This is a genomic window from Salinarchaeum sp. Harcht-Bsk1 (genome assembly GCF_000403645.1).
Lineage (GTDB): Archaea > Halobacteriota > Halobacteria > Halobacteriales > Salinarchaeaceae > Salinarchaeum.
This window is the reverse complement of sequence record NC_021313.1, coordinates 697,290-712,663: the sequence shown is the minus strand read 5'-3', so window position 1 is coordinate 712,663 and position 15,374 is coordinate 697,290. Positions and strand designations below refer to the sequence as shown.

Here is a 15,374-nt window from a genome sequence, read left to right as displayed (position 1 = left end):
GCGCCTCCTCGCCTGCCCTCCGAAACCCGTTTCCCCCTCGGTGGGCTATCCAGCACGAACGATGGTACGGGAGGTCGATCCCGACGAGGTCCAGTCGAAGCTCGCGAGCGACGACGAGGAGGTCACGGTCGTCGACATCCGCTCGCCCCGACAGTTCGCGCTGGGGCACGTTCCCGGCGCGATCAACGTCCCGCTTCCGGAACTTCCCCGGCGCGTCGACGCCTACGACTGGGACGCCGACGAGGTCGTCGCTGTCTGCCCACACGGAGAGAGTTCGATCCAGGCCGCCCGGCTCCTCGGGAGCTACGAGGGCATCCACGCCGACGCCGTCGCGAGCCTGGCGGGCGGCTATCGGGAGTGGGATGGAGATCTGGAGACCGGTGCTCCCGCGAGTGAGACTGCGGCACCGGCTGCAGAAGCCGACGGCGGGACGAACGACGAGGGACCCGAAGCACGCGACGAGGGACCCGAAGCACGCGACGAAGGACCCGAAGCGCCATTCTAACGCACGATTGCTACAGCGTCCGCGACGGATAGCCCTCCAGTCAGAACCGATCCGTCCGTCCCGACGCCGTCCACGCGTCTCGCGGAGCGTCTGCCGGCACGCGAACGGAGCGACCCTGCAACTGTTCGATGCGGCCGGCGAAGGTGAAGCGCTCGCCCTCCCACGACGGCTCGCCACCGGCGGCCGCCGCGGCCGCAGCAGCCTCGCGATCCCGGATGTGTGCGCCGACGGCGGCCACGATCGCAGCTGCCTCCTCGGTCGTCGCGGAGGGTGGAATCTGGATCGAGAGGTCGCGAGGGAGGTCGGGGACCTCGCCGTCGGCGTCGCGGGCCGTCGGCTCGACGTCGTCGTAGGCGTCTGCCGGATCGACGGGCGTTGGATCGGCCATTACAGTGGGATGTTGCCGTGTTTCTTGTCGGGGTTCGCCTCGCGCTTGGACTGGAGCATCTCGAGGTCGTCGATCAGCCGGGGGCGGGTCTCGATCGGATCGATGACGTCGTCGAGGTAGCCCTTGTCCGCTGCGGTGTAAGGGTTCGCGAACTGCTCGCGGTACTCGGCGATCAGCTCTTCGCGGAGTTCGTCGGGGTCGTCGGCGGCTTCGAGTTCGTCGCTGTAGAGGACGTTCACCGCACCCTGTGGCCCCATCACCGCGATCTCGGCGGTCGGCCAGGCGTAGTTGACGTCCGCGCCGAGGTGCTTGGACGACATCACGCAGTAGGCGCCGCCGTAGGCCTTGCGCGTGATGACGGTCAGGAGTGGGACCGTCGCTTCGGAGTAGGCGTAGAGGAGCTTCGCTCCGTGGCGGATGATGCCGCGGTGCTCCTGGTCCGTGCCGGGCATGTAGCCGGGCACGTCGACGAAGGTGAGGATCGGCACGTTGAACGCGTCACAGAAGCGGACGAAGCGGGAGGCCTTCATCGACGAGTCGACCGTGAGCGTCCCGGCGTTGACGCGGGGTTGGTTGGCGACGACGCCGACCGAGCGGCCGTCGAGCCGGCCGAAGCCGGTGACGATCTCTGCGGCGAAGCGTTCGCCGACCTCCATGAAGGACCCCTCGTCGAGTACGGAATCCAGGACGTTCGTCATGTCGTAGGGCTTCTGCGGACTCGGCGGGACGATCTCGCGGAGCTCCGCGTCCTGGCGATCGGGTTCGTCCCAGGGCTCGACGCGTGGCGGATCCTCGACGTTGTTCTGGGGAAGGTACGACAGGAGCCGGCGGATGTCGTCGAGGGCCTGCTCCTCGTCCGATGCCGCGAAGTGTGCGACGCCGGTCTTCGAGCTGTGGGTGCTCGCGCCGCCGAGTTCCTCGTGGGTCACCTCCTCGCCAGTGACGGTCTCGATGACGGAGGGCCCGGTGATGTACATGTGGCTGGTGTCGTTCACCATGAAGATGAAGTCCGTCATCGACGGGGAGTAGACCGCGCCGCCGGCACAGGGACCCATGATGGAGGAGATCTGGGGGATGACGCCGCTGGCCTCCTGGTTGCGCCGGAAGATCTCCGCGAACCCGGCGAGCGCGTCGACGCCCTCCTGGATCCGCGCGCCGGCGGAGTCGTTGAGGCCGACGAGCGGTGCGCCGACCTCCATCGCCTTGTCCATGACCTTCGTGATCTTCTCGGCGAACACTTCGCCGAGCGAGCCACCGAAGACGGTGAAGTCGTGGGCGAACACGAAGACGGTCCGGCCGTCGACCTCGCCGTAGCCCGTCACCACGCCGTCGGTCAGGAGCTGGCGCTCCTCCATCCCGAAGTTGTGGGTGTTGTGGGTTCGAAGCTGGTCGAACTCGTTGAACGTGCCGTCGTCGAGGAAGTACTCGATCCGCTCGCGGGCGGTCTTCTTGCCCTTGTCGTGCTGGGACTCGATGCGGCCCTCCCCGCCACCGAGTTCGGCCTCCGCTTGCAGCTCCTCGAGCTCGTCGAGCCGGTCTTCCATCGTCACGGCGCGAACCCTCCCGCGATCATTTGATGGTGACCGACGGCGACCGACCGGAAAAGCGTTCCGAACCCCAGTACCACGGGCCTGTGCCCCGATTACCGAGCGACCGACGTCCGCCCTTCAGTACCTACCGACTACTTCCTCGCGTCGCTCCGATTCGACTGTCCACCGGGCGGCGACGGTCCGCTTCACCGTCCGCCGAGAGTTCGCGACCTTCGATATCCACTCGGTTTCGTGAGCCTGCACAGTTCACCCTCGGGTGGGACTGGAAGGGGGCTTCCAAGCCGTTTGCGGTCATAGTAGCGTCGCGAACGCACTTCTGAAAGTCACGCGACCGCGAATTCGGACCCGGTATCACCGCATTTTTCGATCCCCCGCCCCAACGGAGGTGTATGTCCGGTATCACCAGCGCCCTCCGGTCGCTCCCCGATGCCGTGTTCGCCGACTTGCTGGAGAGCGACGACGCCTACCTCCTGGTCCTCGATCTTCCCGGCGTCACCGAGGACACGCTCGACGTGACGGTCGCCACGGGTCGGCTCCACGTCGAGGCCCACCGCGACAAACCCGACGTCGCTGGCTATCGGTTCGTCGAGGAGCATCGTGATGCGTTCCTCGACGTCGACCTCCCGCTCCCGCCGGACGCCGTCGCCGAGGACGCGACGGCGACGATCGAGCAGGGCGTGCTCGAAGTGACGATCCCCAGGGAGCCCGAGGCGGAGGTCACCGAGATCGAGGTCGGGGACGCCTAAGCGTGCCCTTCCTCCGGCCGTACTGGCGGTTCCTTCGCGTCCTCCGGCAGTTTCTCCCGCTCATCCTCGCGTGGTGGCGGGACCGCCGCCGATTCTTGCTCTTCGGCGGCCGGCGGGCGGTCTCCTCCGAGGAACGGACCCGCCGCGCCGAGGAGTTACTGGACACCCTGCTCACGCTGGGGCCGACGTTCATCAAACTCGGCCAGTTGCTCTCGACGCGGCCGGACGTGCTTCCCCCGGAGTACGTTTCCGTCCTCTCGAGCCTGCAGGACGACGTGCCGCCCGCCGAGTGGGAGGACGCGAAGCGAGTGCTCGAAGCCGAACTCGGGCCGACGGAGCTGCGCTTCCACGAGTTCGACACCGAGGCGATCAGCGGGGCCAGTCTCGGACAGGTCTACCGCGCCCGGATCGACGACCAGGACGTCGCGGTGAAGGTCCGCCGGCCCGGCGTCGAGTCGCTCGTCGCCGCGGACCTCCGGGTGATCCGGTGGTCGCTCCCGGTCCTCCTGCTCGTCGTCGACGAGGCGCGGGCCTTCTCTCTGCGGAACCTCGCCGACGAGTTCGACAAGACGATCCGCGAGGAGATGGACTACGAGCGCGAGCGGCGGATGCTCGACGAGATCCGCGCGAACTTCGCCGACGAGCCGAAGATCGCGATTCCGGACACGATCGACTCCCACTCCAGCGAGCGCGTGCTGACGATGGAGTACCTCGGCGGCACGAAGGTCGATCGGATCGACGACCTCGACCGGCACGGGATCGACCGCACCGAGGTCGCGGAGACACTCCAGCGAGCCTACCTCGAGATGATCGTCGAGCACGGCGTGTTCCACGCCGATCCCCACCCTGGGAACCTCGCGGTGCAGGACGACGGTACGATCGTCTTCTACGACTTCGGCATGTCCGGCCGGGTCGACGAGTTCGTCCAGGACAAGATCGTCGAGTTCTACGTCGCCGTCGCCGAGCAGGACATCGACGGTATCCTCGACGCGCTGATCGAGATCGGGACGCTCTCGCCGCAGGCCGACCGCGCCGTGATGGCCGAGGTGATGGAACTCGCCATCCAGGACGCCCGCGGCGAGGACATCGAGCAGTACCGCATCCAGCAGATCGTCGGCCAGATCGAGGACTCGATTTACGAGTTCCCCTTTCGGCTGCCGAAGGATCTGGCCTTGGTCCTCCGGGTCGCGACCGTCGTCGAGGGCGTCTGCGTCACGCTCGACCCGAACTTCGACTTCATCGCGACGGCGACGGAGTATCTCACGGAGGAGGGCTATCGGGAGGAGACGATCCGCAACGTGATCGAGGATACCGGCGATCAGCTCCAGCGATCCGGCGCAGCGGCCGTCCGAATCCCGCCCAAACTCGAGAGCGCGCTGGACCGCGTCGAGCGCGAGAACGTCCGGGTCAAGGCCGAGATTCAGGACTCGAACGAACTCCTCGGGCTGCTCGCGAAGCGGTTGCTCGTCGGGATGCTCGCCGCTGCCGGCGTCGTCGCGACGACGATCCTCTACGTCGCAGCGTCGATCGAGGCGACCGCGGTCGCGGCCGGCGCCACCGTCTTCCTCTTGCTCGTCCTCTATCGATCGTTCCGCCGGCGCCGAGGGATCCGCGCCCAGCCGCAGTTCACCCGGCAGAATCTTCGGGCCCGGCGCGGACCGGACGAGGAGTGACCGACCCCGGCTGTGGACGAAGCGCGTGCGGTCGCGTCACCGGTTCGACCCAGCCAGCCTGGCCTCTGGGACGGCTACGGAATCCCGGCACCGCTCGCGACAAGCCTGACGCCGACGACCAGTAACAGCCCGAGCACGATCCGCTGGATCAGTCGCTGTGAGATACGGGGTCGAATCCGACTGCCCACCAGCGAGCCAGCGACCGCGGGAATCGCCAGTCCGGCGGAGACGGCCACGAAGCCCACCGACGGATAGAGCCCCAGCGCGGCGGCACTCGCGACGCGAAGGCCGTTGATCCCCAGAAACAACATCGCGAGTACGCCGACGAAGACCTGCTGGCGAAGGTCGCAGCTCCGGACGTATGCGACGAACTGGACCCCGACGTTCGTCGCACCGAAGAGGAGCCCGGACCCCGCCCCGAGGCCGACCATCGCGGGCGTCGTCTCCGCGAAGCAGCGGTCCGCCGCGGTCTCGACGCCCGGCAGCAAGCCGAGGCGATTCGCGACGAACCCGAGCGTCAGCACGCCCAGGCCGAGGAGCAAAGGGGAGCGGGGAATCAGATCCAGTGCGACCATCCCGAGGGTGGTACCTAGCAACGCCGCGCCGAGAAACGGCCAGAACCGGGCGACGCACTCCCGGGCGTCCTCGGGGCCCAGTTCCGTGATCAGACTGAGGTTGACGCCCAGAATCGGCAGGACTAGCAACACGACGGCCTGTGCCGGGTCGATGAGGGTCGCAGCGACGGCGGTTCCCAGGAGCGCAAATCCGAAGCCGGCGATGCCCGTCAGCGCACCGGCGAGTAGCGCCACGACCACGAGGACGGCGACGACGGTCGGCGAGAGCACGTGCGACCGATTCGTCGTTCGTGTAATAAATCGCCCCCGGCTGTGCTCGTCGCGTGACCGAGCGACGTCGTCGGGTCGGCGCTTCCTCGTGCTCCTGGCCTGTTTTTCGGTTGCCCCTCGATAGCGCGCCTGTATTGGGACGAGCCTCCGCCGACGACCGGCCGGATCCTCCGCGTCCGGCCGCCAGACCGGGATTCCAAACCGTTTATCACAGTCCGGTGGCAACGCCGGCGCATGGCAAGAGAGCAGAAGGAAGTGCGGGATCTGCAGGAGGGCAACTACGTCATGATCGACGACGCCGCCTGCAAGATCAACTCCTACAGCACCGCGAAGCCGGGCAAGCACGGGAGCGCCAAGGCCCGTATCGAGGGCGTCGGCGTCTTCGACGGCCAGAAGCGATCGCTCTCCCAGCCCGTCGACGCGAAGGTGTGGGTACCCATCATCGAGCGCAAACAGGGCCAGGTCGTCAGCGTCGAGAGCGAGGACGTCGCCCAGGTCATGGATCTGGAGACCTACGAGACGATCACGATCCGCGTTCCCGGTGACGACGAACTCTCGCCGGACCAGCAGATCGAGTACCTCGAGATGGACGAGCAGCGCAAGATCGTCCAGACGTAACGAATGTTTCCTGGCGCGACCGCCGACCGCGCGGAGGCGGGGTTCGCGGTCGTCGGCGCGCCACTCGACGCTTCCACCTCTTTCCAGCCGGGCACCCGCTTTGGGCCGGATCGCGTCCGGCAGTTCGCTCGTCCGTTCGAGGACTACGACCACCACACCGACCAGCACTTCTCCGACCTCGGCGTCCACGACCACGGCGACGTGCGTGCCTGGCCGAATTCGGCGGAGTACCTCGACTTTCTCGAGGGCGAACTCGCCGCGTTTCACGACGAGGGCACCGTCCCGCTCACGATCGGCGGCGAGCACGCGGTGACGGTCGCTGTCGTCCGCGCCGTCGAGCCAGACGTCGTCGTGAGCCTCGACGCCCACCTCGACCTCCGGGAGTCCTACGACGGCGACGAACTGAGTCACGCCTGTGCCATGCGGCGAGCACTCGAGACCGCCGAGGAGGTGTTCGTGCTCGGTGCGAGGGCCGGCAGCGAGGCCGAGTGGGAGCGCGCCGCGAGGGACGACGTGACGGTGGTCGAACCTGCCGACGTCGCGGACTGGTCGCCTCCGGCCGCGTTCGGATCCGACGACCGATCGGTCTACCTGACCGTCGACGTCGATGTGCTGGATCTGGCGTTCGCGCCGGGCACCGGCACTCCGGAGCCGTTCGGCCTCGACTCCGCGACTGTCCACGACGTGGTCCGTGCGATCGCCCCACTGGCCGAGGGCTTCGACGTCGTCGAGGTGAACGATCGCGACGACGGACAGGCGGCCTCGGTCGCCGCGAAGCTTCTGCGGGCGTTCGTCTTCGCGCACGCGGCGATGGACGATCCCTGAACGCGTCGGGGACAGCTATCGAGCGCCAGCGTCACCACTCTCCCGACCGCAACTGCCTTTCCACAGTCCTGCGAAGTCCCAGTCATGCAACGCTCCGAGTTCGTCTCGCGACTCGACGAGCGGCTCCGGACCGAGGACTACGCCGACGTGGATGCCAGTCCCAACGGCCTCCAGGTCGGCTCCGCCGAAGGCGAGGTCGAGCGGGTGGCCTTCGCCGTCGACGCGGCGGTGGCGACCATCGAGGCTGCGATCGAACGTGACGCGGACCTCCTGGTCACCCACCACGGCATCGTCTGGGGGTCGATCGAGCGCGTGACCGGCACGGCACACGATCGGATCGCCCCGTTGCTCCGGAACGACGTGGGGCTGTACGTCTCTCACCTCCCGCTGGACGGCCACCCGGACCTCGGGAACGGAGCGCGACTCGCGGACCTGCTTGATCTGGGTAACCGCGCTCCGTTCGGCGAACTGGGGCCTGAGTACGTCGGCCAGCAAGGGGTGTTGCCCGAGCCGACGGCGCTGGACGACCTCTCGGCGACGCTGTACGAGGACCTCCCGACCGGCGACGGCTCGGTGCAGGTGCTCGATCACGGTCCCGGAACGGTCTCGGACGTCGCGATCGTGACCGGCAGCGGCTCGGACTGGCTGGACGAAGCCGCGGCCGAAGACGTCGACGTGCTGCTCACGGGCGAAGGCAAACAGAAGGTCTACCACGAGGCACGGGAGGCCGGCGTGAACGTGATTCTCGCGGGCCACTACGCGACGGAGACCGGTGGCGTCCGGGCACTCCGGTCGCTCGCCGAGGAGTGGGGTCTCGCAACGACCTACATTGAGCATCCGACGGGGCTCTGAGCGGCGCGGACCTCGCGCGGTTGGCGCCGTCGATCCGATGGGCGAGCAGGTGGCGACGCTGCATCGATTCTTTCGTTCGCGACGCGGTGTGCCACACTCTCGCCTCGGCCGCGCCGCACTGGTCGTCAGCGCATGGGGGCGATCGCCGCGCTATCCGACGTAAAGCTGTGGAGCGACCTCGGTGCGATTCCCTGCTCAGCGGAACTCCGCCATGAGACGACCGACGTCAAGCCGGAGGTAGTGGACGAGCGTCCCCGTCAGGCCCCACCTGTGGATCCGCCGTCCGGACGTCTCGACGAGCACGTCGGGGTGATACGCGGTGTCGTACTCTCTGGCGAGGTGCCGGCTGAATGCGGTGTCCTCGTTGGGAACCTCCGGGAAGCCGCCCGCTGCCTCGTACACTTCGCGACCGATGAAGAAGTTGAAGCCTGGAAGGATCGGCCGCCGGAGGCGGGGAAACACGCGGTTGATGGTCGCCTGCATGAGCTTCGGGCGGAGGCCGTCCATCCGGCAGCGCGATGTCGCGGCGTCGAGATCCTCGGCCTCGACGAAGGCGAGCATCTCGTCGAGGAAGTCGGGATGGAGGACGGTGTCGGCATCGACGAAGGAGAGCCACTGGCCGTGGGCGTGTTCGGCCCCGAGCGCACGGCCGCCGCCGATGCTCTCGCCCGGTCCCTCGACGAGCCTTACGTCGTACTCCCTGGCAATTTTGGGCGTTCGATCGTCGCTGTCGCCGTCCACGACGATCGTCTCGTAGTCGTACTCCGTGTCGAGTGCGGCGACGCTGTCGAGGCAGTCGGGGAGGTAGTCGGCCTCGTTCCGTGCCGGGATCACGATGCTGACGGTCGGCGCCGCTCCCATCGATTCCCCAGTTCGACCACTCGGAAGTTGAACGCTCCGATCCTGCGGATTCGTTGCATCGACGATCACCGGAGCCTCCCCGACGTCGGTCGGACGCTGGGCGGAACCGCGCCGTTCAAACGGGTGGCGGGCGGATCCGCGGTCATGACCGAGGACGGCCACGACGAGGGCGACCACGCCGACGGCGACGACGGCGGCCACGCCCACGACCCCGAACGCGAGGAGTTCCACCACGATCCCGTCGGCCACGCGGAGGTTCGAGCGGGCATGACCGTTGGCGAACTCGCCGACGAGTACGGCGACGCCGGCGTCGGCGCCGCGACGCTCCACGAGGCCGTGGATATCTACGCCGACATGCTCGGCGACGAGGTCACGAACTTCGTCGGCCTCGCTGGCGCGATGGTGCCGACTGGTATGCGCCGGATCGTCGCGGACCTGATTCGTGACGGCCACGTCGACGCGCTGGTAACCACGGGCGCAAACCTCACCCACGACGCGATCGAGGCCATCGGGGGAAAGCACCACCATGGCCGCTCGGAGCACCCGGACATGACCGAGCGCGAGCACGACGAGACCCTCCGTGCGGAGGGCGTGGATCGGATCTACAACGTCTACCTGCCCCAGGAGCACTTCGCGCTGTTCGAGTCCCACCTGCGCGATCGGGTCTTCCCGCCGCTGGCCCAGCAGGAGTCGGTGTCGATCGCGGATCTGTGTGCGGAACTCGGCCGGGCCAACGCCGAGGTAAACGACGAGGAGGACATAGCGGAGGGGCCTGGCATCGCCGCCGCTGCGTGGGAGAACGACGTGCCGATCTACTGTCCGGCGGTGCAGGACTCCGTGCTCGGCATCCAGGCCTGGATCTACTCACAGACCTCGGGGCTCACGCTCGACGCGCTGGGCGACATGACGGGGCTGAACGACCTCGCCCACGAGGCCGACTCGTCTGGTGCGCTCGTCGTCGGCGGTGGCGTGCCGAAGAACTTCGTGCTCCAGACGATGCTCGTCGCTCCCGACGCGTACGATTACGCGGTCCAGTTGACGATGGATCCGCCACACACCGGGGGACTCTCGGGGGCGACGCTGGACGAAGCGCGGTCCTGGGGAAAGCTGGAGCCTGCCGCGCGGAACGTCTCCGTGTACGCCGATGCGACGATCACGTTGCCGCTGCTCGTGGCCGCCGCTCGCGAACGAATCGGCGAGTGAATTGGAGGCCTGTCTTCTCTTTCGGTGTCCGTTGTAGAGCGGCATACCCCTTGGAAGCCCCCTCCCGCTCGACTCGGGCGGCTCGCTGCGCGCTTCGCTCCCTTCGGTCGCTGCAGTGCTTGCGTCGCCGGCCTTCGTCGAGCGGTCGGCCCCTTCCATTCCCACCCGAGAGTAATCGGTTGAATCTCACGAATCTCGGTGGATCGGGCCTCACGCGAAACCCCGGTGGAACGTGCAATCGCGCGTCGGGTTGTGGGCCGTCGGTGATCGCGGCAAAGGCACACATCCCTTCCGCGCACTGAAGTAGCGGGCCGAGCGAGCGGACGTATGGTGGATCGCGGTCGGGTCGCGAGCGTCTGGCGGCGCGTCCTCTCGCTGTCGTGGCCGATGATGGTCGAGCAGGTCACGCGGACGGGGATGCGGACCACCGACGTGTTCGTCACGGCGTTGTTCTCGCCGATCGCGGTCGCGGCGATCGGGCTTGCCGATCTGTACGCACGACTGCCCCTGCGAATCGGACTGGGGTTGGGGACGGGCGCGATCGCACTCTCGAGTCAGGACACCGGGGCTGGCGCGGAGGCGACGCGCGACGAGGCGATCTCCCAAGCGCTGCTGGTCGGCGCGCTCGCTGGGATTCCGTTCGTGCTGTTTGGCTTCTTCCTCGGAGAGCCCGCGATCGCAGTGCTCGGGGAGTGGGCCGACCCCGACGAGGTCGCGGAGGTCGCGGACCTCGGTGGCACCTACCTCGCGATCATCTTCGCGACCGCGCCCGCACGCCACGTCTCCCTGATCGCGGCCCGCTCGCTCCAGGGGACCGGCGACACCCGGACGCCGATGTACGTCAACGTCGTCTCGAACGTGCTGAACGTCGCCCTCTCCCTGATTCTCGGGCTCGGACTGCTCGGTGCGCCCCGACTCGAGGTCGTCGGCGTCGGGCTCGCCACGGCGTTCGGGAACGTGTTCACGGCGACGGTGATGGTCGGGGTGCTGGCGCTCGGCGTTCGCGACGCCGGATTGCGCCGACCGACGGAGTTCGTCATCGCCAAACAGCTCCTCGTCGTCTCGGCGCCGAAGATCGCCGAGGGACTGATCGCGACGGTGATCGAGTTCCCCTTCAACGCGCTCCTGTTGTACTTCGGGACGCCGGTGAACGCGGGCTACCAGATCGGCCGGCGCGTCTACCAGCAGGTGACCAGCCCGCTCTCCCGCGGGCTCCACGTCGCCGCGAGCGTCGTGGTTGGGCAGTCCCTGGGTGCGGGGAAGCCCGACGAGGCGCGCTTCGACGGGTGGGCGACGACGGCGCTCGGGGTGCTCCTCGTCGGGTCGATCGGGCTCGGACTGGTCGTCGCTGCGGGACCGATCGTCGGCCTGTTCACGGACGACGCGGCGACGGCGAGTCACGCGCTCGCGTTCGTGCGAGCCTATGGACTCTCCGCACCGTTCCTCGCCGCCTTCGTCCTCCTCGCCGGTGCGCTCCAGGGTGCCAGCGAGACGCGGACGCCCTTTATCGCCCGAACCTCGGGGCTCCTGGTGGTGTATCTCGGCGTCTCGTTCGTCGGCGGACTCGTCCTCGGCTACGGTCCGCTCGCCGTCTACGTCGCGGTCGCCGCCTGGAACGTCTGGGGGTTCGCCATCGTGTGCTGGGGGTTCGCGCGCGGCGACTGGGCGGAGCGCGCCGCGTCGATGATGGCCGACCGTGGCTCGACTGCCGGCGATGCGGTGGTCGCTGACGGGGAGAGCGACGAGAACGGGAACGACGAGATGGATGCGCCCGCCGATCGTGGCGGTGACGAGACCGTGGACGCCGGCTGATCGCAGGTTGATCGGTTCGGGCACCTTGAATCCCTGCCCCGGCTGGCCGAGCCAGCGACCGACCACCCACCACCAAGTGGTCCGGCGTGGAACGGACGCCCGATGAGTCTCGACGACGCCGTCCGCGACAGCGTTCGGGCCTTCGGCGCCCGTCCCGCGAAGGTGCTCCCCTTCTACGTCGCCGGCCTCGCGGTGCCGGTGATCACCCGCGTGGTCCCCGTCGTCGGCCTCTTCCTGGCGTACCTCTCGCTCCGGGGCAGCGGCCGCATCGAGGCCGTACGCGACGAACTGGAGGGCGAGAGCCCGATCGGCTTCGAGGACCCGGGCACTACCGACGTCGACGAGGAGGCCTTAGGCGAAGCGTTGCTGGACCTCCTCACGCCGACGGTCATCGCCATCCTGCTGGTGACAACGCTGCTGGCGATCGTCCTGTTCGCGGTGATGCAGGCTGCGGTCTCGGCTGGGCGCCTCCACGCGGTGTACGCGGTGCTCTCCGACGGGGACGCGACAGAAGCGGGCGTCGACGGCGTCTTCGCGGACACCTGGACGTTCCTCGGCCTCGCGATCGTGGAGCTACTCGCGTACCTGTTCCTGTTCGGGATCCCGACCGCTCTCGTCGCGGTGGCAGTCGGACTCGATCTGGTGTTGCTTGCGCTTCCTGCCATCCCGCTCTTCTTGCTGGCCGCCGTCGCATCGCTCGGCGTTCGGCTCCTGTTCGCTTTCGCCCGGCCGGCGATCGTCGTCGACGACGCCGGGGTCGTGGCGGGAATTCGTGGCGCGCTCGGCTACGTCCGCCGGAATCTCACCGTCGCCATCGGCTACGGGACGCTGACGATCGGCCTCCTCGTGGCCGCCAACGTCGTCAGCGGCGCGTTCAGCCAGCTCGGTGCGGTCACCGTCACGACCCTGCTCCCGCTGGTGTTCGTCTTCCCGCTCGTCGACCTCGTGAAGACGCGGCTGTACGCCGACGACGCAGAGGTCGACCTCTCGCCACCGACCTCGCCGGAGGCGGACCGCCTGCCGCGACTCCGTGCCGGATTCGCGCGGGGCTGGAGTGCGCTCTGGACCTTCACCCGGGGTCACCTCGGACTCGTCGGGGTGAGCACGGTCGTCCTCCTCGCTGGCGTCTGGGTCGGGCTCTGGGCCGGTGCACAGGTCGACGACCTGTTCGCCGCTTCGATCGAAGCCCGGCTGGACCGCCAGGGCCCGGTCGGCGCCTTCTTCAATTATGCCGCGAACAACTGGTCGGTCGCCGCCGGGCAGTCGCTCTCGGGGCTCGTCTTCGGCCTCCCGACGATCGTCTCGCTGGCGTTCAACGGCGCGAACGTCGGCTTCCTCTACCAGCTGGAGGTCGAGCCCGAAATCTTGGTCGCGTTCGTCCTGCCACATGGGATCGTCGAAGTTCCCGCGTTGCTCCTCTCGGGTGCACTCGGACTCCACCTCGGGCGCCTCGGCTGGGGGTACGTATTCGGATCGGTGAGCCGCGAGCGGCTGGCGGACGACATCGACCGCGGCTTCCAGGTCCTCGTGGGGCTCGCGATACTGTTCGTCCTCGCCGCCGTGATCGAGGCGTTCGTGAGTCCGTACTACTGGCGTCTACTGGGCATCTGAGAGAGGCGGTCCGTCGCTCGGACGGCTCGCGATCGACGGTACCCGAACCAGTTCGCCCGTCGTTCCAGCGTTCCGGGAATCGCGGACCTCCTTTTCGCCGTCGCCGACCGATACTGTCGCATGGGACGCCAGCGCACACGACGCGGCCGATCGCTTCTCGACGGCGGTTCGAGCGTCGACGACGCGGGCAGCCGAACCAGCGAGGGGGTCTGGGACGCGGACGCCGCCACGGCGTCAGAGGCGACAGAGCCTGAGGAAACCACGCCAGTCTCGACCGAACCGGAGACGACTGCAGCGGTCGATCTGGACAAACTCACGGACCGGCAACGCGAAGTCCTCGGCACGGCCTACGAGATGGGGTACTACCAGTACCCACGCGGCGCGAACGCCTCGGAGGTCGCGGAGGCGCTCGACATCTGCCCGTCCACACTCGCGGAGCACCTCGCTGCCGCACAGACGAAGGTACTCGACGACCTGCTCGCCGACGACTGAGCGAGCGCCCGGATGGGCCGCCGCTGCCCAGCCCTGTTCACGTCTGCACGATTCCCGCTGCCACACCACGTTTTCGGTTGCCTGGATCCCCGAACTGCTTAACAGCCGAGCGTGGGAACCGACTGCCATGCTCTCTCTGTCCGACGTCGAGGCGGCGCGCGAGCGGGTCGCCGAGACGGCACGCGACACGCCGCTCAAGCAGTCCCACACTTTCTCCGCGATGACCGGTGCGGACGTCAACCTCAAACTCGAGAACTTCCAGCGCACGGGAGCGTTCAAGATCCGGGGCGCGACGAATCGGATCAAGACGCTCACGCCAGAACAGCAGGCAGCGGGCGTGGTGACTGCCAGCGCCGGGAACCACGCGCAGGGGGTCGCCCTCGCCGCTTCCCGGCTCGGTGTCGACGCGAAGATCGTGATGCCGGAGTACGCGCCGATCTCGAAGCTCCAGGCCACGCGATCCTACGGCGCGACCGTCGAGTTGCACGGGCTGGACTACGCGGAGGCCGCCGAGCGCGCCCACGAGATCGAACAGGAGGAGGATCGGACGTACGTCGAAGCCTTCGACGACGAGCAGATCATGGCGGGGCAGGGCACCATCGGGCTCGAGATCCTCGAGCAGTGCCCCGACGTCGAGACGGTCGTCGTCAGCGTCGGTGGCGGCGGCCTGATCAGCGGCGTCGCGACAGCGATCAAGGAACGGCGCCCGGAGGTCCGGGTGATCGGCGTCCAGGCGGAGGGGGCCTCGAGCCTCGCGCAGTCCCTCGACAAGGGCGAGATCTACGAGCGAGACTCCGTCGACACGATGGCCGACGGCATCGCCACCCGCCGCGTCGGCGACCTGACCTTCGATGTCATCGAAGAACGCGTCGACGAGGTCGTCACCGTCTCCGACCCGGAAATCGCGATGGCGGTCCTCTACTTGCTCGAGCGCTCGAAGACGCTCGTCGAAGGCGCTGGCGCCGCCCCGCTGGCGGCGATCCTGCAGGAGAGCTTCCGGTTCGCCGAGGACGAGACGATCGTTCCCCTGCTGAGTGGCGGTAACCTCGACCTCAACACGCTCACCACCGTGATCGTCCGCGGTCTCGTCGAGACCGGCCGGTACGTCAAACTCCAGACGGTGCTGAAGGACCGCCCCGGCGCGCTCGACGACCTGATCTCGATCCTCTCCGCCCAGAAGGCCAACATCTACCGGATCCAGCACGACCGCAGCTCCCGCGACATCGACATGAACGCCGCCGAGGTCGAACTCGACCTGGAAACCCGCGGCCACGAGCACGTCGCCGAACTCCTCGACGCGATGGAGGATCGCGGCTACGAGGTCGAACTGCTCGTCTGAGGGCGCGGATCGGCTGCCGGCGGTGTCCGCATGCTACGCGACTGTGCGCAGTCC

14 protein-coding genes and 1 pseudogene are annotated in these 15,374 nt (G+C 68.1%); 11 read left to right on the top strand and 4 right to left on the bottom strand.

Going from position 1 to position 15,374, the window contains the following annotated elements:
• The first annotated feature begins 61 nt into the window (after nt 1-61).
• Nucleotides 62-505, top strand: a complete 444-nt coding sequence (locus L593_RS03440; RefSeq protein ID WP_020445535.1) for a rhodanese-like domain-containing protein — start codon at nt 62-64, stop codon at nt 503-505.
• A 40-nt stretch (nt 506-545) separates the two neighbouring features.
• Here L593_RS03440 and L593_RS03435 read toward each other — a convergent pair whose 3' ends face one another.
• Together L593_RS03435 and L593_RS03430 are read right to left on the bottom strand one after the other, a co-directional pair.
• Complete coding sequence (locus L593_RS03435) at nt 546-893, bottom strand: hypothetical protein (RefSeq protein ID WP_020445534.1); 348 nt, start codon at nt 891-893, stop codon at nt 546-548.
• Nucleotides 893-2,437: an acyl-CoA carboxylase subunit beta gene (locus tag L593_RS03430; RefSeq protein ID WP_020445533.1), complete on the bottom strand. Its 1,545-nt coding sequence runs from the start codon at nt 2,435-2,437 to the stop codon at nt 893-895. Before L593_RS03430 ends, L593_RS03435 begins: the two co-directional genes overlap by 1 nt.
• A 395-nt stretch (nt 2,438-2,832) precedes the next feature.
• On the opposite strand from L593_RS03430, the gene L593_RS03425 reads away from it, so the two are divergent.
• Both L593_RS03425 and L593_RS03420 read left to right on the top strand, forming a co-directional pair.
• Nucleotides 2,833-3,189 (top strand): Hsp20/alpha crystallin family protein, encoded by a 357-nt coding sequence (locus L593_RS03425; RefSeq protein ID WP_020445532.1) that lies wholly within the window; start codon nt 2,833-2,835, stop codon nt 3,187-3,189.
• Between the two features lie 2 nt (nt 3,190-3,191).
• Nucleotides 3,192-4,862 (top strand): AarF/ABC1/UbiB kinase family protein, encoded by a 1,671-nt coding sequence (locus L593_RS03420; RefSeq protein WP_020445531.1) that lies wholly within the window; start codon nt 3,192-3,194, stop codon nt 4,860-4,862.
• A gap of 74 nt (nt 4,863-4,936) precedes the next feature.
• Here the strand turns inward: L593_RS03420 and L593_RS03415 are convergent, their stop codons facing one another.
• The gene (locus L593_RS03415; protein WP_020445530.1) at nt 4,937-5,707 is read right to left on the bottom strand and encodes a sulfite exporter TauE/SafE family protein; all 771 of its coding nucleotides are present in this window, start codon (nt 5,705-5,707) and stop codon (nt 4,937-4,939) included.
• Between the two features lie 234 nt (nt 5,708-5,941).
• On the opposite strand from L593_RS03415, the gene L593_RS03410 reads away from it, so the two are divergent.
• From L593_RS03410 to L593_RS03400, 3 genes are all read left to right on the top strand, one after another.
• Nucleotides 5,942-6,325: a translation initiation factor IF-5A gene (locus L593_RS03410; protein ID WP_020445529.1), complete on the top strand. Its 384-nt coding sequence runs from the start codon at nt 5,942-5,944 to the stop codon at nt 6,323-6,325.
• A 3-nt stretch (nt 6,326-6,328) separates the two neighbouring features.
• Nucleotides 6,329-7,150, top strand: coding sequence for an agmatinase (speB, locus tag L593_RS03405; protein WP_020445528.1), 822 nt, complete (start codon nt 6,329-6,331; stop codon nt 7,148-7,150).
• An 84-nt stretch (nt 7,151-7,234) separates the two neighbouring features.
• Nucleotides 7,235-8,002: a Nif3-like dinuclear metal center hexameric protein gene (locus L593_RS03400; protein ID WP_020445527.1), complete on the top strand. Its 768-nt coding sequence runs from the start codon at nt 7,235-7,237 to the stop codon at nt 8,000-8,002.
• A gap of 195 nt (nt 8,003-8,197) precedes the next feature.
• Here the strand turns inward: L593_RS03400 and L593_RS03395 are convergent, their stop codons facing one another.
• Nucleotides 8,198-8,863 (bottom strand): glycosyltransferase family 2 protein, encoded by a 666-nt coding sequence (locus tag L593_RS03395; RefSeq protein WP_049894277.1) that lies wholly within the window; start codon nt 8,861-8,863, stop codon nt 8,198-8,200.
• A gap of 144 nt (nt 8,864-9,007) precedes the next feature.
• Between L593_RS03395 and L593_RS03390 the strand changes: the two genes are divergently transcribed.
• The 5 genes and pseudogenes from L593_RS03390 (at nt 9,008) to ilvA (ending at nt 15,320) form a co-directional block, all read left to right on the top strand.
• Nucleotides 9,008-10,066, top strand: a complete 1,059-nt coding sequence (locus L593_RS03390) for a deoxyhypusine synthase (RefSeq protein ID WP_020445525.1) — start codon at nt 9,008-9,010, stop codon at nt 10,064-10,066.
• 330 nt (nt 10,067-10,396) lie between these two features.
• On the top strand, nt 10,397-11,878 hold the full coding sequence (locus tag L593_RS03385; protein WP_394296468.1) for an MATE family efflux transporter: 1,482 nt from the start codon (nt 10,397-10,399) through the stop codon (nt 11,876-11,878).
• Nucleotides 11,879-11,980: 102 nt separating this feature from the next.
• Complete coding sequence (locus L593_RS03380; RefSeq protein ID WP_020445523.1) at nt 11,981-13,489, top strand: stage II sporulation protein M; 1,509 nt, start codon at nt 11,981-11,983, stop codon at nt 13,487-13,489.
• Between the two features lie 297 nt (nt 13,490-13,786).
• Nucleotides 13,787-13,981 (top strand): annotated as a pseudogene (locus L593_RS16225) (helix-turn-helix domain-containing protein); the annotation flags it as partial.
• Nucleotides 13,982-14,108: 127 nt separating this feature from the next.
• Nucleotides 14,109-15,320 carry a threonine ammonia-lyase gene (ilvA, locus tag L593_RS03370; protein WP_020445521.1) on the top strand — a complete coding sequence of 404 codons (1,212 nt, stop codon included), beginning with the start codon at nt 14,109-14,111 and terminating at the stop codon, nt 15,318-15,320.
• Nucleotides 15,321-15,374: the final 54 nt, after the last annotated feature.